Annotated in this window: 21 protein-coding genes; 7 read left to right on the top strand and 14 right to left on the bottom strand. The window is 54.6% G+C overall.

Annotated features, from left to right (window positions below):
* The 6 genes from B2R48_RS16660 to B2R48_RS16635 all read right to left on the bottom strand — a co-directional run.
* A partial coding sequence (locus B2R48_RS16660) for an ABC transporter substrate-binding protein (protein WP_297002710.1) occupies positions 1-721 on the bottom strand: 721 nt, incomplete at its 3' end.
* Between the two features lies 1 nt (position 722).
* On the bottom strand, positions 723-1,436 hold the full coding sequence (dnaQ, locus tag B2R48_RS16655) for a DNA polymerase III subunit epsilon (RefSeq protein ID WP_213475701.1): 714 nt from the start codon (positions 1,434-1,436) through the stop codon (positions 723-725).
* Between the two features lie 18 nt (positions 1,437-1,454).
* Positions 1,455-2,039 carry a dephospho-CoA kinase gene (coaE, locus tag B2R48_RS16650; protein ID WP_297002705.1) on the bottom strand — a complete coding sequence of 195 codons (585 nt, stop codon included), beginning with the start codon at positions 2,037-2,039 and terminating at the stop codon, positions 1,455-1,457.
* A gap of 21 nt (positions 2,040-2,060) precedes the next feature.
* Complete coding sequence (locus B2R48_RS16645; RefSeq protein WP_297002702.1) at positions 2,061-2,927, bottom strand: shikimate dehydrogenase; 867 nt, start codon at positions 2,925-2,927, stop codon at positions 2,061-2,063.
* Positions 2,928-2,982: 55 nt separating this feature from the next.
* A complete protein-coding gene (locus B2R48_RS16640; protein WP_297002699.1) occupies positions 2,983-3,588 on the bottom strand; it encodes a Maf family protein in 606 nt (201 codons plus the stop codon).
* Between the two features lie 46 nt (positions 3,589-3,634).
* Entirely contained in the window at positions 3,635-4,459 is an 825-nt protein-coding gene (locus B2R48_RS16635; protein WP_062957074.1) for a pyruvate, water dikinase regulatory protein, read from the bottom strand.
* Positions 4,460-5,150: 691 nt separating this feature from the next.
* On the opposite strand from B2R48_RS16635, the gene hemE reads away from it, so the two are divergent.
* From hemE to hemJ, 3 genes are all read left to right on the top strand, one after another.
* Positions 5,151-6,191 carry a uroporphyrinogen decarboxylase gene (hemE, locus tag B2R48_RS16630; RefSeq protein WP_297002696.1) on the top strand — a complete coding sequence of 347 codons (1,041 nt, stop codon included), beginning with the start codon at positions 5,151-5,153 and terminating at the stop codon, positions 6,189-6,191.
* A 199-nt stretch (positions 6,192-6,390) separates the two neighbouring features.
* On the top strand, positions 6,391-7,506 hold the full coding sequence (hemH, locus tag B2R48_RS16625; protein WP_297002693.1) for a ferrochelatase: 1,116 nt from the start codon (positions 6,391-6,393) through the stop codon (positions 7,504-7,506).
* Positions 7,507-7,665: 159 nt separating this feature from the next.
* A complete protein-coding gene (hemJ, locus tag B2R48_RS16620; RefSeq protein WP_062957076.1) occupies positions 7,666-8,094 on the top strand; it encodes a protoporphyrinogen oxidase HemJ in 429 nt (142 codons plus the stop codon).
* 123 nt (positions 8,095-8,217) lie between these two features.
* On the opposite strand, the gene secB is transcribed toward hemJ, so the two are convergent.
* Together secB and B2R48_RS16610 are read right to left on the bottom strand one after the other, a co-directional pair.
* On the bottom strand, positions 8,218-8,715 hold the full coding sequence (gene secB / locus B2R48_RS16615; protein ID WP_062957077.1) for a protein-export chaperone SecB: 498 nt from the start codon (positions 8,713-8,715) through the stop codon (positions 8,218-8,220).
* 288 nt (positions 8,716-9,003) lie between these two features.
* Positions 9,004-9,651 carry an FxsA family protein gene (locus tag B2R48_RS16610; RefSeq protein ID WP_297002688.1) on the bottom strand — a complete coding sequence of 216 codons (648 nt, stop codon included), beginning with the start codon at positions 9,649-9,651 and terminating at the stop codon, positions 9,004-9,006.
* A 371-nt stretch (positions 9,652-10,022) separates the two neighbouring features.
* On the opposite strand from B2R48_RS16610, the gene B2R48_RS16605 reads away from it, so the two are divergent.
* The 3 genes from B2R48_RS16605 (at position 10,023) to B2R48_RS16595 (ending at position 12,545) form a co-directional block, all read left to right on the top strand.
* Positions 10,023-10,718, top strand: coding sequence for a Tim44/TimA family putative adaptor protein (locus B2R48_RS16605; protein ID WP_297002685.1), 696 nt, complete (start codon positions 10,023-10,025; stop codon positions 10,716-10,718).
* A gap of 184 nt (positions 10,719-10,902) precedes the next feature.
* A complete protein-coding gene (locus B2R48_RS16600; RefSeq protein WP_297002681.1) occupies positions 10,903-12,183 on the top strand; it encodes a murein transglycosylase A in 1,281 nt (426 codons plus the stop codon).
* Positions 12,180-12,545 (top strand): Dabb family protein, encoded by a 366-nt coding sequence (locus B2R48_RS16595; RefSeq protein WP_213475710.1) that lies wholly within the window; start codon positions 12,180-12,182, stop codon positions 12,543-12,545. The genes B2R48_RS16600 and B2R48_RS16595 overlap by 4 nt, the downstream gene beginning before the upstream one ends.
* Before the next feature lie 244 nt (positions 12,546-12,789).
* Here B2R48_RS16595 and rlmN read toward each other — a convergent pair whose 3' ends face one another.
* The 4 genes from rlmN to B2R48_RS16575 form a co-directional block, all read right to left on the bottom strand.
* The gene (gene rlmN / locus B2R48_RS16590) at positions 12,790-14,046 is read right to left on the bottom strand and encodes a 23S rRNA (adenine(2503)-C(2))-methyltransferase RlmN (RefSeq protein WP_062957082.1); all 1,257 of its coding nucleotides are present in this window, start codon (positions 14,044-14,046) and stop codon (positions 12,790-12,792) included.
* Between the two features lie 232 nt (positions 14,047-14,278).
* Complete coding sequence (locus B2R48_RS16585) at positions 14,279-14,842, bottom strand: invasion associated locus B family protein (RefSeq protein ID WP_062957083.1); 564 nt, start codon at positions 14,840-14,842, stop codon at positions 14,279-14,281.
* A gap of 229 nt (positions 14,843-15,071) precedes the next feature.
* Positions 15,072-15,584 (bottom strand): hypothetical protein, encoded by a 513-nt coding sequence (locus tag B2R48_RS16580; RefSeq protein ID WP_213475713.1) that lies wholly within the window; start codon positions 15,582-15,584, stop codon positions 15,072-15,074.
* 12 nt (positions 15,585-15,596) lie between these two features.
* The gene (locus B2R48_RS16575; protein WP_297002672.1) at positions 15,597-16,094 is read right to left on the bottom strand and encodes a bactofilin family protein; all 498 of its coding nucleotides are present in this window, start codon (positions 16,092-16,094) and stop codon (positions 15,597-15,599) included.
* 16 nt (positions 16,095-16,110) lie between these two features.
* Between B2R48_RS16575 and B2R48_RS16570 the strand changes: the two genes are divergently transcribed.
* The gene (locus tag B2R48_RS16570; RefSeq protein WP_297002670.1) at positions 16,111-16,317 is read left to right on the top strand and encodes a hypothetical protein; all 207 of its coding nucleotides are present in this window, start codon (positions 16,111-16,113) and stop codon (positions 16,315-16,317) included.
* Positions 16,318-16,392: 75 nt separating this feature from the next.
* On the opposite strand, the gene B2R48_RS16565 is transcribed toward B2R48_RS16570, so the two are convergent.
* Together B2R48_RS16565 and B2R48_RS16560 are read right to left on the bottom strand one after the other, a co-directional pair.
* Entirely contained in the window at positions 16,393-17,070 is a 678-nt protein-coding gene (locus tag B2R48_RS16565) for an EI24 domain-containing protein (protein WP_062957086.1), read from the bottom strand.
* A gap of 505 nt (positions 17,071-17,575) precedes the next feature.
* Positions 17,576-18,274, bottom strand: a complete 699-nt coding sequence (locus B2R48_RS16560; RefSeq protein ID WP_297002664.1) for a LolA family protein — start codon at positions 18,272-18,274, stop codon at positions 17,576-17,578.
* Between the last annotated feature and the right edge of the window lie 119 nt (positions 18,275-18,393).

Below are 18,393 nucleotides of genomic sequence, written 5' to 3'. Positions count from 1 at the left end.
AACAGGTGCGATACGGCAAGGCGCCGGCCACGTCCGGGACCGGCGTGTCGGGACTTTCGCTGCGGGCCTGATCAATATAATGGCGCAGGATATTGCCACCGATCGCGATCAGATCCACACGATCAGCCATCATCATCGGCAACAGCAATTCTTCACGCGGGACCATGACAAGCTGTTCCGCCCCGCGCATGCGCAAATATGCCTCCCGCGCAGAGCCAAGCAACACGCCAATCCGGGCATCGCGCAGAAGCGTTTCAAACGCGATGTCTGGCCAACCCTTGTTTTCAAAACCGTAAAGTTTCCAGATTGTTCGACTGACCGGGCCAACCCATTTGAAAACGTCCTCGCGATAGTCCACACGCGTTGTTGGATAGATCACATGACCCGCCTCGCGGTCGGCAATTTCCATCTGCCGTTTCCACGGCATTTGGGGCACGAGTTCTATATCAAGGCCGCTTTGGGTGAACAGTTCGATGGCAAGATTGTCGAAATAGCCCGGTTCAGGCCGACCGGACGCGCCTGCGCGCGCACTTTCCGACAAATGAATGACATATGTGCCGTCAAATGCAGTGGTGCCGGATATGTCTTTGGCCCCGGCATCGTCGGCTTTGACCGGTACAATATTTAGAACGGTCGTAAAGAACAGGGCAATGGCAAGGCCGGGGATGCATTTTTTGAAATGCTGTGGGAAACACACATTCGGCCACTGCCATTTTCCCATCTTATGCCTCTTGCTTTCCCAGCCACAGGGCGTCTTTGATCTTGGCTTCAACATAGGCCCTGTGGGCGGTGAGCTCTTCTTCGCTGATCACGTGCGGCCTTGGTTCCAGCCGGTTGCCACGCGGGCCCAGAACCCGACGACCGCCGTTTTCATCATCCTGATCGCCGTTCAAGGCGTTGGGATCAAGCGACAGGCCATGCTGACGGCCCCCCAGCAGTTCAAGATAGACCTGGGCCAACAGATCGGAGTCAAGCAGGGCTCCGTGAAGGGTGCGGTTGGAGTTGTCGATCTTGAACCGGCGGCACAGCGCATCAAGGCTGACCGGGGATCCGGGGAATTTCTTGCGCGCCATCTGAACGGTATCAAGGGCGCGTTCCATGGCAATGCGCGGTTTGTTCAGCCATTCAAGTTCCGCATTCAGGAACTTCATATCAAAGCTGGCATTGTGAATGACCAGAACCGAATCATCGCCAATAAACTCGATGAAATCATCGGCGACCTCGGCAAAGACCGGCTGTTCTTTGAGGAAGTCATCTCCCAGACCGTGCACGTCAAATGCCTCTTTGGGCATCGGGCGCTGGGGATTGATGTACTGGTGATACTGACGGCCTGTCGGCATGTGATTGATCAGTTCGATACAACCGATTTCGACCAGTCTGTGGTCAGCATAGGGATCAAGGCCGGTGGTCTCGGTATCGAGGACAATCTCACGCATGTATTCTGGGTCCAGTGATCAACTGAGTTGGTCAATAATGCCCTGAATATATTGAAAAGTCACTGCGCGTCCCAAGCCGGTCGGGATGATGAAGTCGGCGCGCTTTCGCTTTTCAGTATCGGGCATCTGTTTGGACAGAATGGCGGAAAATTTTGCATCCGTCATCCCCTCTCGCGAAAGAACACGCTGACGTTGAACAAACCCCGGCGCGGTCACAACCGCGACATGATCGCAGCGTTTTTCACCGGATGTCTCATATAAAAGCGGAATATCAAGAACAACCAGTTTGCGCCCCAGACGGCGCTGTTTGGCAAGAAAGCGGTTTTCGGCCGCGCGCACCAATGGATGCAAAATGGTTTCAAGCTTTTTGAGAACCGCCGGATCGGCAAAGGCGACCTTTCCCAAGGCCTGTCGATCAATCTGACCATCAGTGATCACATCGGGGAAAGCTGCGGCAATCGGATCAAAGCCCAAACCATCTGGCGCCATCAATTCGTGGATGCTGGCATCGGCATCGTGAACCGGCACACCAAGGGTGCGAAACATCGCCGCCGCGGTTGATTTGCCCATTCCGATGGAGCCGGTTAACCCAAGAATTTTCATGTTAAGATTACCCTTCGGATCTTAATCTGGCGAAAGTACGAAGTCGCGCAGTTCCTGGGTCACTTCCGGATCAATGCCGAACCAACGATGGAATCCCGGTCGTGCCTGATGGAGCAACATGCCAAGGCCATCGACAATCGGATTGCCGCGTTCCCTAGCCTGCGCCAAAAGATCCGTCATTAGCGGCGCATAGACAATATCAGTCACAAGGGCGGTTTGTGGCAAACCGGCCAGATCAATCTCAAGTGGAGGCTGACCAACCATGCCAAGGCTTGTCGTGTTCACAACAAGTGACGCGCCGTCCAGCGCATCGGGGGAAAGTGGCCAGTCGACAACCTTGATCCTTGGATCATTCATCTCAGCGGCCAGGTCTTCGGCGCGTTTGCGGGTCCGGTTGGCCAAACGGATTTCCGGACTACCTTCATCAAGCAAGGCGACAAGCACCGCACGGCACGCCCCGCCTGCCCCAAGCACCACCGCCGGACCACTGGCAAAAGCAATTTCCGGGGCAACTTGCCGAAGGTTTTCGATAAAGCCAAAGCCGTCCGTATTGTCGCCCAGAAGACGACCATCCTTGGCGAAGGTCACGGTATTGACCGCCCCGATGCGCTGTGCGCGATCGGAAAGCTCATCACATTGGGGCATCGCCATTTCCTTTTGCGGAATGGTGACATTGACCCCGGAAAAACCCAGATCACGCAAGGAAATCAAGGCTGCCTGAAAGTTTTTCGGCTCCACGGGCAGTGGCATATAGCAACCATCAATGCCGTATTTTGCCAGCCAGTAACCATGCAAACGTGGTGATTTCGAATGCGATACCGGCCAGCCCATTACGCCCGCCAGGCGCGAGGTTCCGGTCAGGGTGCGATAGGTGTGATGCGGAGTCATCGAACGATATTTCCTGCCTGAATGCTTTGTATCAGTTGGGTATCAGTTGGATTTTTTATGCTTTTAGAACGCCATGATCGCGCAAGAAGCCGATCAGCGGCAAGAGCGGCATGCCCAGAACCGTGAAGTAATCGCCGCGCACCTCGGTAAAGAGCTGCGCGCCCAGACCTTCAAGCTGATAGCCACCGACACAGTGATAAATCTCCTCACCCGCGGCATCGAGGTATTCTTCGAGCCATTCATCGGTGAAGTTGCGCACGGTAAGATGGGCGGTATCAATCGTGCCCCAGATGCGCGAGCCCTCTTTATATATAACAGCGGCCGAAACCAGCTTGTGACTTTTGCCTCGCAGCGACAAAAGCTGTGCGCGGGTATTGTCACGGTCTATCGGCTTTTCAAACCAGATGCCATTGCATTCCAGCATCTGATCGGCAGCAATGACGATGGCATCAGGCTGCTGGCGATACATGCGCAGGGCCTTCATTTCCGCAAGCGTCTCTGCGGCTTCGGCCGCCGTCGCACCTTCGGCCTTCATCGCCTGTTTATAGCCATCCTCGTCAATCATCGAGGCAACGGCTTCGCATTCAACACCGGCATCGGTCAGCATTCTGTGACGGGCCTTGCTGCTGGATGCGAGAATAAGACGATGGGTATTGGGCATGGCTTTATCCTGATTGAGAGCGCGACTTCGTTTACGGGCCGCGCTTCTAGTGACCGCGCCGGTCATACATGGTTGACAAGATGATGGCCGCGGTTTCCTCGATGGAGCGACGGGTAACATTAATGATCTTCCAGCCGCGTTCGGTAAAGTACCGGCGTGCCTGATGAACCTCATCACGCACCGCAACCGGATCAACATAATCGCCGCCCTCGCCGCGTTCGATCTGGCGCAGGCGGTTTTTACGGATCGAGACCAGCTGATCAACATCCTTGATCAGACCGACCACCAGCGGTTTTTTAAGCCCATCAAGTTCCGGCGGCAATGGACAGCCCGGCACGAACGGAATGTTGGCCGTTTTGATGCCGCGATTGGCCAGATAGACAGATGTGGGTGTTTTTGACGTACGCGAGACACCGACAATCACCACATCGGCTTCTTCCAGATCCCAGCCCGATTGCCCGTCATCATGCGACAGGGTGTAATCGATCGCCTCGATCCGGCTGAAATATTCCTCGTCCATCTTGTGAAGCGCGCCGGTCCGGCCGTGCGATTGCTGCCCCAGATAACCTGCCATCATGGTCACCGTATTATCAAGCACGTGGCTGTGCGGCACCTGCAAGCGGCGACAGCCTTCTTCGAGCTTGCGACGGATGTCCTTGTCAAACACCGTATAAAGAACAATTCCGGGATTGCGTTCGATATCGGCCAAGACACGCGCCAGCTGCGCGTCGGTTCGGATCAGCGACCAGACATGTTCATGGGCACGCACATCGGGAAACTGCGCGACACAGGCACGCGCGATGCCATCAACGGTTTCCCCGGTTGAATCCGAGACCAGATGAAGATGGAAAATTTTGTCCGTCCCGACCATGCCTGTCCGTTTCTTTGGTCAATTTTTGATCACCAAGCAGAATCTTATCCACTTTTTGCCGACCAAACGATTTTTCAAACTTTATTCAAACAACGATCCCGCTGTTCAAAATACCGATCACTAACCGGATGGATAAGGTTTTTATCGCAACCCGAAGTTAGCGGATCGGAGTCGGCCCTGTGGATAAATGTGGATAACGGGTGCGACTCCGGCCCGATTTTTTCCACAGGAATTATCCTCCCACCCATACAAACTTTCTCAAGTGCTCTGTCCCGAGCGGGATAAGTGCCAAATTTTTCCCGTAATAACAGGGATAAGAATGCAAAAACCAGACTTATTCACCTTATCCCCATTATTCAAAAACGTCTTTTCCCAAGGCAGAGTCCGGGAGTCGGTCGGAGTCGTACACAGTTTTCCCCAAGACCGGTTGAGATGAATCATTTTTCCCGAGTCGGAATGTGAATAAACTGTGCGTGAAATTTAATCCCTGTTATCCACAGGGAACCACTCACAAACAACATCCTTTTTTATTAAATAAGGTTTTGTTAGGCAGGACGTGGAAAACGTTCTGGCAAAGGCCCCAGGACAAAATTCACGAAATCACAAAACCGGCTCCGGCACCTTCTGACGATCCGTTCAGAACCGGAACCAAGCTTGAAAAAGCGATCGGGACAGAGAAACAGGAAACCAGATGCCCAACACCCAGAAGACCTTCTTGCGTGCCCTTGCCGGTGAAACCTTGCCTGTACCGCCGATCTGGCTGATGCGTCAGGCAGGTCGCTATTTGCCAGAATACCGCGCCACCCGCGCAGAAGCAGGCTCTTTTCTTGATCTTTGCTATAATCCTGATCTTGCTTGCGAAGTTACGCTCCAGCCACTGCGGCGCTATGACTTCGATGCGGCGATATTGTTCTCCGATATCCTCGTTATACCGCAGGCACTGGGTCAGCATTTGGCATTCAAGCAGGGTGAAGGCCCACAGCTTGAGGCCATCAGAGATGCTTCAGGCCTTGGCAAGCTTTCGGTTGATGGCATTCATGACACGCTTGGTCCGATTTACGAGACGGTTTCAAAGCTTTCACACGCCATCCCGTCAAGCACAGCGCTGATCGGCTTTGCCGGTGCGCCCTGGACCGTTGCGACCTATATGGTCGAGGGCAAGGGATCCAAGGACTTCCCGAATATCCGCCGCTTTGCCTATGGCGATCCCGATGGTTTTGCCAAACTGATCGACATTCTGGTCGAGGCAACCACGCAGTACCTTCTGAAACAGGTTGAGGCAGGCGCAGAATGCATTCAGCTGTTTGAAACCTGGGGCGGTGTTCTGTCCGAGACCGGCTTTAATCGCTGGGTGATCGAGCCGACCAAACAGATCGTTGCAAACTTGCGCGCCGTGCACCCGGATTTGCCGATTATTGGCTTCCCGCGTGGGTGTGGCTTGCATCTGGTTGATTTCAAACAGAAAACCGGTGTAACCGCTGTTGGCCTTGATAGTGGGGTGAAACTGGACTGGGTGGCGGAAAACCTTCAGAAACTGGGGCCAGTACAGGGCAATCTTGACCCGATGTTGCTGATCACGGGCGGTGATCCGATGTTTGATGAAACCAAACGCATCCTTGATACGCTGGGCAAGGGGCCGTTCATCTTCAACCTTGGCCATGGCATCACGCCGGAAACGCCGCCGGAAAATGTCGAGAAGCTGGTGAACTTCATTCGCGATTACAAAGGATAAATGCCGGCAATTGCTGCATTTTATTTTGTGATTTTTGAAATCAATCAAATCGATTGAAAAATTCAATGCGTATAGTGGGCTAAGTTTGTTGCGCTGGGGACCTGTTTGACCAAAATAGGCCCCGGAGCGCGACGGATTTACATATATTCCGGTTTGTCGGGAACCGGTTGAAACACGCTGTGCCATGAAGGATAGCCAAATGTCCGAAACGACGCGCAAGAAACGCGCCATTGTTCTTTTCAATCTGGGTGGTCCGGACAGTCCGGCAGCCGTTGAGCCGTTTCTGTTCAACCTGTTTAACGATCCGGCGATCATCAGCCTGCCCAATCCGTTCCGGTTCTTGCTGGCCAAGCTGATTTCGCGTCGCCGTGCGCCGATTGCGCGCGAGATTTATGATCATATCGGTGGCAAATCGCCGCTTCTGGAACTGACCCAGGAGCAGGCTGATGCCTTGCAAACGGCGCTCAATGGCGAAGATGACGGTTATGAAAACCGTTGTTTTATCGCCATGCGCTATTGGAAGCCGTTTGCCGATGATACCGCAGCCGCGGTCAAGGCATGGGGGGCAGATGAACAGATTTTGCTGCCGCTTTATCCGCAATTTTCGACTACCACCAGCGGATCGTCGGTCAAGGACTGGAAACGGGCCTGTGCCAAGGTTGGCCTGACATCGCCGATCAAGACTGCGTGCTGCTATCCGACCAATCCGGGCTTTATTGAGGCCTCGGCCGAGATGATCAAGGCGGGTTATGAACGCGCATGTGCCAAGACCCAAGAGCTTGGCATCGAGAAGCCGCGCATCCTGTTTTCGGCCCATGGTGTGCCAAAAGCGGTGATTACCAAGCGCGGTGATCCCTATCAGTCGCAGATCGAAAAAACATCGGCCGCCGTGGTCGAGAAAATGGCGATCGAGGGGCTGGACTGGAATGTCTGCTATCAAAGCCGGGTGGGCCCGATGGAATGGATCGGCCCATCGACCGAGGACGAGATCGAGCGTGCTGGTGCGGAAAACAAGGCAATTGTCGTTGTGCCGATTGCCTTTGTGACCGAGCATTCGGAAACCCTGGTCGAACTCGACATCGAATATGGCGAACTGGCGCATGAAAAACATGTGCCGGTCTATGAGCGTGTCCGCACGGTTTGTTCCCATCCGAAATTCATCAACGGACTTGTTTCGGTTGTAAAACAAACCCAGGACGAGCTTGACGACAAGGGCCCGGATGACTACGCGGTCGAAACACGCGGCTGGTGGTGCCCGGATGAACATTCCTGTGCCGTGGCCAAGCAACCCGCCCTCAAACCCGCCGGGGTCTAGATCCCGGCCCGGGGGTCTGGATCACAGTGATAACGCCAATCGGGCCGGTTCTGTTTTTGAATCGGCCTGATTGCTGTTAAGGTCTGGAAAATTTCAAAAATCTGCCGCTAACGCGGAAAACCAGCCCGATTGTGATCGCCACATCCAGAGAAGAGAGACATGGATACCTACAGCATTATCAAATCCCTGCATGTCATCAGCATGATCGCCTGGATGGCCGGTCTTCTGTATTTGCCCAGGCTTTATGTCTATCACTGTGAAGTGGAACCGGGATCAGAAGCCAGCGAGAAGTTCAAGGTGATGGAACGCCGATTGCTGCGTGCGATCATGAACCCGGCAATGATCGCGACGTGGATTTTTGGCGGCTATCTGATTCATGCGGCCGGTGTCATGACCGAAGGCTGGTTCCACGTTAAGCTGCTTTGTGTGGTTCTGTTGACCGCATCACACATGATGATGGCGCGTTATCGCCGCGCGTTCGAGGCGGATGCCAACACAAAATCGCAGAAATTCTATCGTATTTTCAATGAAGTACCGACGATCCTGATGATTATTGTCGTCTTCATGGTGATCGCACGGCCCTTCTGATCGGGCGTGCCTGGCGGGCCATCCGCAAAAACGTTTCGATTTTAAAATAAAAAGGCCGCCAAACTGGCGGCCTTTGTTTTATACCGTTTTGGTATCGAACCAAAAACTGGAATACGGGGTCAATCAGGCGTTTCCAGCCGGCTGACCTTCCATCTTTTTCGCGAATTTCTTGCGGAAAAGATCAGCAAAATCAATCTGCTGCATCATCAGCGGCGGGAAGCCACCGTCTGCAGTCAGGTCTGAGACGATCTTGCGGACATACGGGAACAGCAGGCGCGGTACTTCGATCATCAGGACCGGCAGGCGGTGTTCGTCAGACACATTGAGCGTCACGACACAGCCATACTGAAGTTCGGCAATGAAGGCCACCTTGTCGCCAACGTCGGCTTTGACATTGATCTTGATGGTGACTTCGTGAAGTTTCTGGTCCTGAGTGGTGCGGGCCTCGACATCAACATCGATATTGATTTTCGGCTGCTGCTGCAGGGCAACGCTTTCCGGTGCGTTCGGGTTTTCGAACGACAGATCCTTGATGTACTGGGTGTGGATCGTGATCGGGTTTGCCGGCTGCTGCTGTTGGTCTGCAGCGCCTTCTGCACCGGTGGTATTCTCGTCGGCCATTAAAGTCTAGCTCCCTTACAGGTCATTTGGTCTTGATCAGAAAAAAGCTTTCAGCTTCGTCATCAGACCTTGCTGAAATGCTTGTTACTGACGCCGCCTCATCGCGGCAGATGAATTGGACTTGTTGGCCTAGCACGTCTGACAAAGACGGGCAAGCCAATCAGAGGGCGCGCAAAGCGCTTATTTCTGCGGGTTTGCCTGATGTAATCAGCAACAAGAGCGCCGAAATCAAAGAAGGTTGACCGAACATCTCGGCCAACCTTCTGATTTTGTGATTTTCCTGTGAATTCAGCGCGTCTCGTTATGTGTTTCGTCCTTGGGGGGCAAATTGCGCGGCGTTTCCGATTTGCCATCATATCCGGTGTCGTTGGAAGGATCACGGGACGGATCATGCGGGCTGACATCTTCGAAATCGCCATCAATGATCGGTCCCGATCCGCGTGACCGCGATCCTGCCGCACCACGCGACCCTGCACCGCCGCTCGGGCCACGGCCCGGGCCATGCGGGCCATGTGGACCACCGGGTCCGCGCGGTCCGCCATCAAAGCCGCCACCCCCGAAATTGGTGCGGATATTGCCCGACTGGACCAGCTTCATGATCACCTTGGCCCCGATCAGCTGGCGCAGCGGCGGGACAAGCAACAGGAAGCCGAAGGTATCGGTGACAAAGCCCGGGGTCAGCAACAGGACACCAGCCACCAGAATGCAGATGCCGTCAAACATTGCCCCGATGGGCATTTCGCCCTGATCCATCTGGTTTTGCGCCTTGGCAAGGGTTTGCAAACCCTGGGCGCGCATCAGCGATGTCCCGATAATGGCCGTCAGAACAACCACGCCAATGGTCGGCCACAGCCCGATCAGTTCGCCGGCCTGAATAAAGACCGCGATCTCGATGATCGGCATGGCGACGAATATCGCGAGAAAGTAAAAGCCCATTTTTTCTCCGTTTACTGGCGATGTCCTGGCACAGCCGAACGCAAATATGACACCATCACATCTTATTTACGCTCCAAGCTGACGTCTTGGGGAAACTATTGCAGAAAACAACTTGGATTTCAGTGATTTCTCATTAATCTGCAGACTTGTCGTCTATGGTGATGGTCGGGACGCTAAAACGACAACGCGACAAAAATGCGGCAGATTGCCAGGCATGCCCAGATGTCTGCTGTGGCAAAGGGTGAAGATGATCACATCTGTGGTCGCGATCACCGGTTGCCCTTGCATTTGGTTAAGTTCATACCATCTCTCGACAACGGTTGTGATATAAGTGCAACCTGTTTGAAACCACTAGGATCAAGAGACCGGTCTTGCAGTATTTCGATATATTCTTATTCGCTCTGATTGCTGTTTTTCTTGTGCTGCGTCTGCGCGGCGTATTGGGCCGGCGCACCGGCAATGAAAAACAGGGGCCGACCGACATCTTTGGCCGTCAGTCCCATGACAATGAGGGCCAGAAAGACGCGGCACCCCAGACCGATAATGTTTATCGTCTGCCGGATTCCGGTAACGATCAGGACAACGCAAATGTTCCGTCGGGTACTTTTGCGACCCTGCAGGAGATTCAGAAACACGATCCGAATTTCACCCAGCAGGATTTCCTGAATGGCGCGCGCATGGCGTTCGAAATGATCGTCGAATACTTCGCCAAGGGCGACAAGGACGGTCTGAATCCGTTGCTTTCGGCCGAGGTTTACAAGAATTTCGCCGCCGCCATCGATGCCCGTGCCGAAAAGGGCGAGCACGAGGAAACCACCCTGGTGGGTATCAAGAGCGCGTCTATTCATGATGCCAGCCTTGAAGGCCGCACCGCCTATGTCACGGTGAAATTCGTGTCCGAGGAAGTCTCGGTCATCCGCAATGCCGAAGGCGACGTGGTTGACGGCGACCCCAATCAGGTGGTCGAGGCCGAAGACCTTTGGACATTCGCGCGCAATATCGAAAGCCGCGATCCGAACTGGCAGCTTGTGGCGACCGAAACCCCGGAAGAAGAAACCGCCGATTAACACGGGTTTCGCAAAGACCGAACATATCAAAGGCGATCCGATAAACCGGGTCGCCTTTTTTCATGTCCGCATGGTAACGCGCGCGCAATTATCGGCTTGTTAAGCATGTCAGGGGCAAAATCGGGTTTTCGTAAAGCCGTTGCAAAAACGGTGTCGTTTGCCTTGCTTATTGACGAGTTTCATCTTGAAAAGACGACTGGTTTTATCGCGCAGCCTGTCCCTGATTTCCGTACTGGTGGGTGCGGGGGCGGCATTGATCTGGATGTTCTGGCCCCAAATCACCGGACAGATCGAACCACCGGCCGAGGTTGAAGACAAACTGACCCTGCGCCCGGCGAGCTTTGCCGACCTGGATGGCTGGCAGCGCGATGATATGCGTCCGTCCATCCGCGCCTTTGCCCGGTCGTGCAAGGCGATGCTCAGGCGTGATGATGACCGTGGGGTTGGCCCCGACCCGCGCATGGGAACCATCGGCCAGTGGCGCGACCTGTGTCAGACCGCGGTGGAGCTTGATGTTGAAAACCTGCGCAAGGAAGACGCGCGCGCCTTCTTTGAAAGCGGTTTCCGGCCCTATCTCAGCGGCAATAACGATACGGCGGAGGGCCTTTTTACGGGGTATTACGAGCCGGAATTGCAGGGCCAGCTGACCAGGGGCGGGGCCTATCAGACGCCGCTTTATCTTAAGCCTGAAGACATGGTGTCAATTGATCTGGGCGACTTTCGCGAAGATCTGAAAGGCACGAAACTGGTCGGGCGCATATCGGGCGATTCCGTGAAACCCTATTACGACCGGGCCGCGATCGAGCAAGGCGCACTTTCCGACCGTGATCTTGAACTGGTTTGGGTCGATGATGCTGTTGATGCCTTTTTCCTGCAAATTCAGGGATCTGGCCGGGTGGTACTGCCCGATGAAAGCGTGCTTCGGGTGGGGTATGCCGCGACCAACGGGCACCCCTATTTTGCCATTGGGCGCGAACTGATCGCGCGTGGGGTATTAACGCGTGAAACCGTATCGCTGCAATCGATCCGCAAATGGCTGCATGACAACCCTGATGAAGCCGATACGGTGATGAATACCAACGCATCCTATGTGTTTTTCCAGCCGCTTCGCGTTGATCCGACTGACCCCGAAGCCGGTCCGCTGGGATCGCAGGGGGTACCGTTGGAACCCGGGCGGTCATTGGCGGTGGACCGGCGTTTCCACGCCATGGGCGTGCCTGTGTGGCTTGAAACCCTTGATCCGATGAATGCGGACCGCACATTCCGCCGCCTGATGATTGCCCAGGATACCGGCGGGGCCATTCGCGGACCGGTGCGCGGGGACATCTTCTTTGGTCCGGGCGAGGACGCCGCACTTTATGCCGGGCACATGAACCGGCCGGGCCAGAAATATGTGCTGTTGCCCAACACCATTAATCCGGCAGACTGGCAGGATGCGAATGGCCAGAAAGGGGACAGTTCATGATCCGTCATATCGTCCTTTTGCAGATTCCAAACCACGCCGACCCGTTCGAGGTCGAGACCATGATCCGCCAACTTGAACAGGCCGCCCTTGCCGTGCCGGGAACGGTGGCCTTTTGTGGCGGGGCGAAGCTGCCGGGAAGCTGGATGGGTCAGGGATTTACCCATGCGGTGAATATCGATTTTGTCGACGAGGCAGCACGCGATGCCTATCTTGCGGAACTTGATCGTGACCGGGTGGGCGGCAGGTTGTCGGAGATGACCGAAGGCGGCCTTGGTGGCATCCTGATCATGAACATCAATATCGACAATATCAGCACGCCACAAAAGGGTTCGGACAAAAAGCCGGAACTGCGCTGGGAATAGAATATATCATTATAAATCATATAAGATGATCTTATATTGATGAGACTGCCGGTTTCTTGCGTGAAAACTGTTTCATTAGCTTTCCGCTAAAGACATTGATCAGCAAATCCGCCATGACCAGAATCGCTGCGATGATTTTGATCGGGCCGAAATCCTCGTTCAGAGCAAGGGTGGCGCAAAGAAAAACACCGGATAGCTTGGCCATCCGGTGTTGATCGATACTGGGTCGACGGTGGTGCCAGACTTACTGGGCGGCGACGATGCCTTCGTTGCCGGCATCAGATTTGCCGCAACCACCTGCGTCACCGGTGCTGCCAACGCGTGATTTGCGCTGACGCTGGCTTTCGGATTTGAGCTGACCACAGGCGGCAAGAATGTCGCGGCCGCGCGGCCAGCGGATCGGCGCTTCGTAGCCGTTATCAAGCAAGACTTGCGCGAACTTCTTGATATCGTTGGTCGGCGTGCATTCGTAATCCGAACCCGGCCATTTGTTGAACGGGATCAGGTTGAACTTGCAGTGAACGCCCTTGACCAGCTTGGCCAGGGCACGTGCATGTTCGGGTTTGTCATTCACGCCCTTGAGCATGACATATTCCATGGTGATCGGACGCGCATTGGACATGCCTGGATAGTTCCGGCAGGCATCCATCAGTTCCTTGAGCGGGTATTTCTTGTTGATCGGCATGATTTCGTTGCGCAGATCATCATCAGGCGCATGCAGCGAAATCGCCAGACCAACACCAAGATCCTCGCCACAGCGCACGATTTCCGGCACCACGCCAGAGGTCGAAAGCGTAATACGGCGGCGCGAGATCGAAATACCTTCGCCGTCCATGGCAATGCGCAGGGCATCGCGGACGTTTTCATAGTTAAACAGCGGCTCGCCCATACCCATCATGACGATGTTTGACAGACGGCGGATGCCATTGGCCGGGGTCGGCCATTCGCCGTAGCTGTCACGTGCGACCATGAACTGGCTGATGATTTCACCCGGGGTCAGGTTGCGCACCAGAAGCTGGGTGCCGGTGTGGCAGAACTTGCAGGTCAGCGTGCAGCCAACCTGCGATGAAATGCAGACAGCACCGCGATCTTCGTTGCGATCGGGGATATAGACCGTCTCGGCCTCGTTGCCGTCATGGAATTTCATCAGCCATTTATGGGTGTCATCGGTGCTTTTCTGATCGGCTGTCAGAAGCGGGCGACCGACATAGAAATCCTGTGAAAGGCGATCACGCAGCTTTTTGGAAATGTTGGTCATGTCCTCGATGTCGGTGACACCGCGGTTATAGATCCAGTTCCAGAGCTGTTTGACGCGGAATTTGCTTTCACCCATGCCGGCCATGATTTCGGTCAGCTCTTCGCGGGTGATGCCCACCAGATCACGACGCCCGTCGGCAGCCTGCCCGTTGGCGGCGCGCGAAACGAAGTCGGACAGCGATGGCCCGTCCTGCGTCGCAGGGGCATCGGTCTGGGGTGCGTTTTCGGTCAGGACGTCGGTCATCCCGGGCTCTCTCTTTTGTGTTTTGTGGGTTTGCCGGACGGTTTTTGGACCGTCTCTTTCTGGCGTCCGCGGGACTATACCAGAAATGATGCAAAAATGCTTGGCCCCGCATATAGCGGGGCCGAGCCGATTTAGAAACGATAAATTTCACATTGCTGCTATCACAGCAGTGCAGTCACGGTTGCATAGCGGGCAGTGACCGCCCCACCTGCCGGTTTGATCAGCAATATGATCAGTTGACCGGCTTGGTGTTGCAAGCCTTTGAAATCGCGTTATAGGCGGCGGTAAAGCCCGACAGAGAATAGGTGTCGGTGGTCTTGGTCCCGCGCGAGGAATAGCCAACCACAACCATGGTCGAGCCGGCCTTCATCGAACTGACCAGCTTGCGGTCTTCTTCGCTGTTTACGGCCCAGGCGGAATCTTCGTGGGTGAACAGCTTGAATTTCTTGGAATCGATTCGAAGATCCACATCGCTGCCCGATTTGTAGGTATAGCCGGTAATGAAGCTGACTTCATTGAGCAGTTTCAGGGCCGGACGATGGGTGACCATCACATAGATTTTGCCGCGTTGGGTATAGTCGCCTTTGGCCGAGGTCGGCTGGCTGCCCATATAGCAGACTTTCTGGCCGTCTTCGGAATAGGTATAGGCTTCCCACTTGCCATAGACGTCAATCAGCTGCGGGGAGTTTTGTGCCTGTGCATCACCGGTCGGCAGACCAAGGGCAAGCAGGCAGGCAATGGCGCCAAATACGGCGGCAAACGAATTTCTGACGAAACGATGGGCGTGTTTTTTCATGAGGTCGCGTATCGTGTCTGAAGTTTCGGGATCGGTCCGGTAGGACCGCGTTTGGACGTAATAAATCCAACGGATATGGCAAATTTATGAGGCTCGTTTTCCGAGATTGCCGCCAAAAGGTAAAGATTAAACCAAGGAATGCTGCCAACCGCCTATTCGGGCGGATTTTTTAGAAAGTTTTTCATCTGCCATTTGCCAGGAACCGGCAAAGCCGGCCCTGATCACGGTCCTAGCCGCGCGCCAGATTCATTTTGACCACCTGATCAAGGCAGTCCTGCACTGAGATCGGCTGATTTCCCCGACGCATGCGGGCCAGCATATGGCGCAGTTCACGCGGTGCGCCTTCGGTTTCGGGGGCGAAGAAGGCATCAAAGGAACATTGATCGGAGCGGTACTGCCAGACGCGTATTTCACCTTCGCCGCGGATCATTTCCGGGACACCGATTTTGGTTTCGAATTCCTGTTCGGAAAGTCCCTTGAGCGTTGCGCTGGGGATCGGTTTGAACGGAATGGCTGCACTTCTGCGTGTTCGGGAATTTTCCGGTTTCTGGCGGGTCTCAGGTCGGGTCGTGGTGACATTGCCCTGCGCATCAAGTTGCCCGTAACTGGCATTTGTCGAACCCGGCGGCACGGACGCCCCGCCACAGGCAACCAGACCCATGGCCATCAAGGCCAAAAGCAAAATCACCCCGAAAGGACGGGTGATGTCCGATCGGGGTGTGTTTTGGGTCAGTTCAACCATGCGCAGCAAAGATCAGGAATCGTCTGATTTGCGCGGGATGGTGATCGCGCCGCTGTTGCCAGAGCGACTGATGCCGGTATCGGAACCTTCGACATAGTCGAGTTCGCCCTTGATGCGCGCGCCTTCTTCGATCTGAAGCGCGCCATAGGTGATTTTGCCGTTGATTTCCGCCGAGTTGATAACAACCACACGGCCGGCAGTCAGTTCGCCTTCGAACTTGCCGCTGATTTCGGCTTCGTCCACCTGGGCGGAACCGATGAAGCTGCCGCCATCGGAAACTTCGAGGCGCGAGCATTCCTTGATCTGGGCTTCGACAACGCCTTCGACGACCAGAACGTCACAGGAACCGATTTCACCTTTGAGCGTAATGTCGCGACCAACTGTCAGCTTCTTGCCTTCGGCATTGCTGCCCTGGCTTGCCGGACGGCCCGAACTACCGCGGGTCGGGATTTCAAGCGGACGCTTCGGAATTTCCGGGCGGAAGTTGGTGGAGTGGGGTTTACTGGACATTTGCGGTTCATCCTTTGTGCGCGGCTGGGTGAAGAGCTGCGGCTCGGTTCGTTTTTCTGGTTTTGCAGGCGTGCCGGTTGCGGCGGTTTTTTCAGATGCAGTCTCAGAGGCCTTGGTCGTGGTCCCGGAAAGCCTGTCTGATGCATCCAGCCGAGATGTATCTGACGAAGTCGCACTGCTGTCGACTTTTTTATTGGCTTTTTTCTTTCCAAACATGGGATGACCAGATCCTTAAGGTTGCAGTTTCGGTGTTGGGCCTAGGTCCTGACCCTAGGTGATATGTCCTTGCGGTTACATGTCAGGCGGTTTCAGGCACATAGGTTCCAAGACGCACAGAATAATGGACCATGAACGCGGTGGCGATGATTGGCGCGACCAGATTGACCACCGGAATGGTCATCAGGAAGGTCAGGCCGACCCCGGCAATCCAGAGCTTTTTCTGGCGGCTTTTGCGAATGGCTTCAACCGTGCGCGCATCATAACGGCGTGCGGCAACCAGTTCAAAATATTCACGCGATAAAAGATAGCCATTCATCATGTAGAAGGCGATGACATAAAGCGGCCCGGCCAGAAGAAGCGGCAATAACAGAATGTTAAGGGCCAAGGCCGTCAGCGCGAATTTAAGACCGCTGATCAGCGCATCCATGATCGGCTGCGGGCGGGTATCTGGCAGGGTTGGATAATGCTTGTCTTCAACCGCATCGGCAATCTGATCAAGCAGAAGGCTTGAGATCAGAACGGTCGCCGCAGGGAACAGCAAAAGCACAAGCAGGGTCAAACCAATGCCAAGGACCCAGTCCACGGCTGTTTCAAGCCATCCGCCATCGGTAAAGAACGTGATGGAATTCAGCCCGAACCAGATCAGAACCCAAAGAGCGACAATGGTGGCCAGCGCACCGGCAACGCCAATCAGGACGACTTTGCGAAAACGCGGGTCGGAAAACTGCGCAACGGATTTCAGAAAGTCATTGAACATTGATCGGGTTGGTCCTGTCCTGTCGTGTGTCGAGTGTGTCTTGCAAGGGAATCATGCATTAGTTTAGTAGGCAATTAAAATTAACAGCCTGTGAAATCAGGGGGTGGCTTTGCAGATTTCCCAAGAATGCGACATCTATCGCAGGCATCAGGCAAAAAAAAGGCGTCCGGCCAGGGGGGAGAACCGGACGCCAGCGCTCCGATGATCTGGAGCGTGAGGAAAGGTAGGGGAGACCTTTTCCTCACACGGGGTTCCCGTCGTTTAGGGGAACCTTGTGACAGACTCACATATAGGAAGCGATCCGGCCTGCTGCCATGGGTTTAAGCCCGAAACAGGCACAAATTTTTATCGTTTAAAATGATTCCAAACCGTTGGTCATTTCATTACGAGTTCACAATAATTTCCACGCATATGCCAAGCAGTTGAATCAGAAAATATTCTTGATCCGGCAGCCGTTTACGGCCGGGAAACATCGGTTAAGAAGTGACGGGAAAAATTTCTGTGCTCAACTGCCGCGCTGTGGCCAGACGCGTTCAAATTTGAACAGTTCCGGGTCAAGCTGCATGCCTTCTTTGGTATTAAACAGCGTCACCGTGGTTTCAATCCCGGTCGGGTCGGTGACGATCCATTGACGCAGCTGCATCGGCTTTTCGGAAAAGACCAGGGTTACGCTGCCCGCCCCCGGATCGGATTTGCGCACCAGCGTGACGCGGATGGTTTCGGCCGTGCGGCGATAATCGACAATCCGGACCTTGTCGGTCAGCGAGATGTTTTCAGCCAGAATGATGCCCGCCGGGGTTTCATCAATGTCGATATAGGTCGGCGCGTTGATTTCCTTGTCATAATAGATGAAATCATGTCCGGTCGCGACCAGCAGGATCTGTGCGGGCGGGTTATATTCAAACCGCATCTTGCCCGGGCGTTCCATGAACAGTTTGCCCTCGGCCGCACCACCATCCGATGAAATCTGAACGAAATCGGCTGTCAGCGTGGTGATCCCGGCGAGATAGTCTTCGATCTTTTTGACCATTTCGGGGCTGACCTGGTCGTTTGACTGGGCGGTTGCCGGGCTTGGCAACAGGGTCAGACTGGTCAGGGCACCAAGACCGACGGCGGTGGCAAGCGCGCCAGCGGCCAAAATGGCGCGGCTTTTCTTGCCAAAGGATTTCCAGAGGGTCTTGGGTTCTTGGGTCAAACGGGTCATATGCCTTGTTGCCGTAACAATTCGTTGATTGCAATCATGGCGATTGCAGAAGGTGAATGGCGAATGATAAAAATCGAGCCATCTATTACGCGAAATACATATCGCATCATTTGGCCGGG

The organism is Thalassospira sp. UBA848 (assembly GCF_002295455.1).
In the GTDB taxonomy this organism is placed as follows: domain Bacteria; phylum Pseudomonadota; class Alphaproteobacteria; order Rhodospirillales; family Thalassospiraceae; genus Thalassospira.
This window is presented reverse-complemented; position numbering and strand designations above follow the sequence as displayed.

Coding starts and splice junctions, on each gene's coding strand:
- dnaQ (WP_213475701.1), bottom strand. CDS start 1,436: ATGCGTGAGATTGTCCTCGATACCGAGACCACCGGCCTTGATCCCTAT.
- coaE (WP_297002705.1), bottom strand. CDS start 2,039: ATGAAAATTCTTGGGTTAACCGGCTCCATCGGAATGGGCAAATCAACC.
- B2R48_RS16645 (WP_297002702.1), bottom strand. CDS start 2,927: ATGACTCCGCATCACACCTATCGCACCCTGACCGGAACCTCGCGCCTG.
- B2R48_RS16640 (WP_297002699.1), bottom strand. CDS start 3,588: ATGCCCAATACCCATCGTCTTATTCTCGCATCCAGCAGCAAGGCCCGT.
- B2R48_RS16635 (WP_062957074.1), bottom strand. CDS start 4,459: ATGGTCGGGACGGACAAAATTTTCCATCTTCATCTGGTCTCGGATTCA.
- hemE (WP_297002696.1), top strand. CDS start 5,151: ATGCCCAACACCCAGAAGACCTTCTTGCGTGCCCTTGCCGGTGAAACC.
- hemH (WP_297002693.1), top strand. CDS start 6,391: ATGTCCGAAACGACGCGCAAGAAACGCGCCATTGTTCTTTTCAATCTG.
- hemJ (WP_062957076.1), top strand. CDS start 7,666: ATGGATACCTACAGCATTATCAAATCCCTGCATGTCATCAGCATGATC.
- secB (WP_062957077.1), bottom strand. CDS start 8,715: ATGGCCGACGAGAATACCACCGGTGCAGAAGGCGCTGCAGACCAACAG.
- B2R48_RS16610 (WP_297002688.1), bottom strand. CDS start 9,651: ATGGGCTTTTACTTTCTCGCGATATTCGTCGCCATGCCGATCATCGAG.
- B2R48_RS16595 (WP_213475710.1), top strand. CDS start 12,180: ATGATCCGTCATATCGTCCTTTTGCAGATTCCAAACCACGCCGACCCG.
- rlmN (WP_062957082.1), bottom strand. CDS start 14,046: ATGACCGACGTCCTGACCGAAAACGCACCCCAGACCGATGCCCCTGCG.
- B2R48_RS16585 (WP_062957083.1), bottom strand. CDS start 14,842: ATGAAAAAACACGCCCATCGTTTCGTCAGAAATTCGTTTGCCGCCGTA.
- B2R48_RS16580 (WP_213475713.1), bottom strand. CDS start 15,584: ATGGTTGAACTGACCCAAAACACACCCCGATCGGACATCACCCGTCCT.
- B2R48_RS16575 (WP_297002672.1), bottom strand. CDS start 16,094: ATGTCCAGTAAACCCCACTCCACCAACTTCCGCCCGGAAATTCCGAAG.
- B2R48_RS16565 (WP_062957086.1), bottom strand. CDS start 17,070: ATGTTCAATGACTTTCTGAAATCCGTTGCGCAGTTTTCCGACCCGCGT.
- B2R48_RS16560 (WP_297002664.1), bottom strand. CDS start 18,274: ATGACCCGTTTGACCCAAGAACCCAAGACCCTCTGGAAATCCTTTGGC.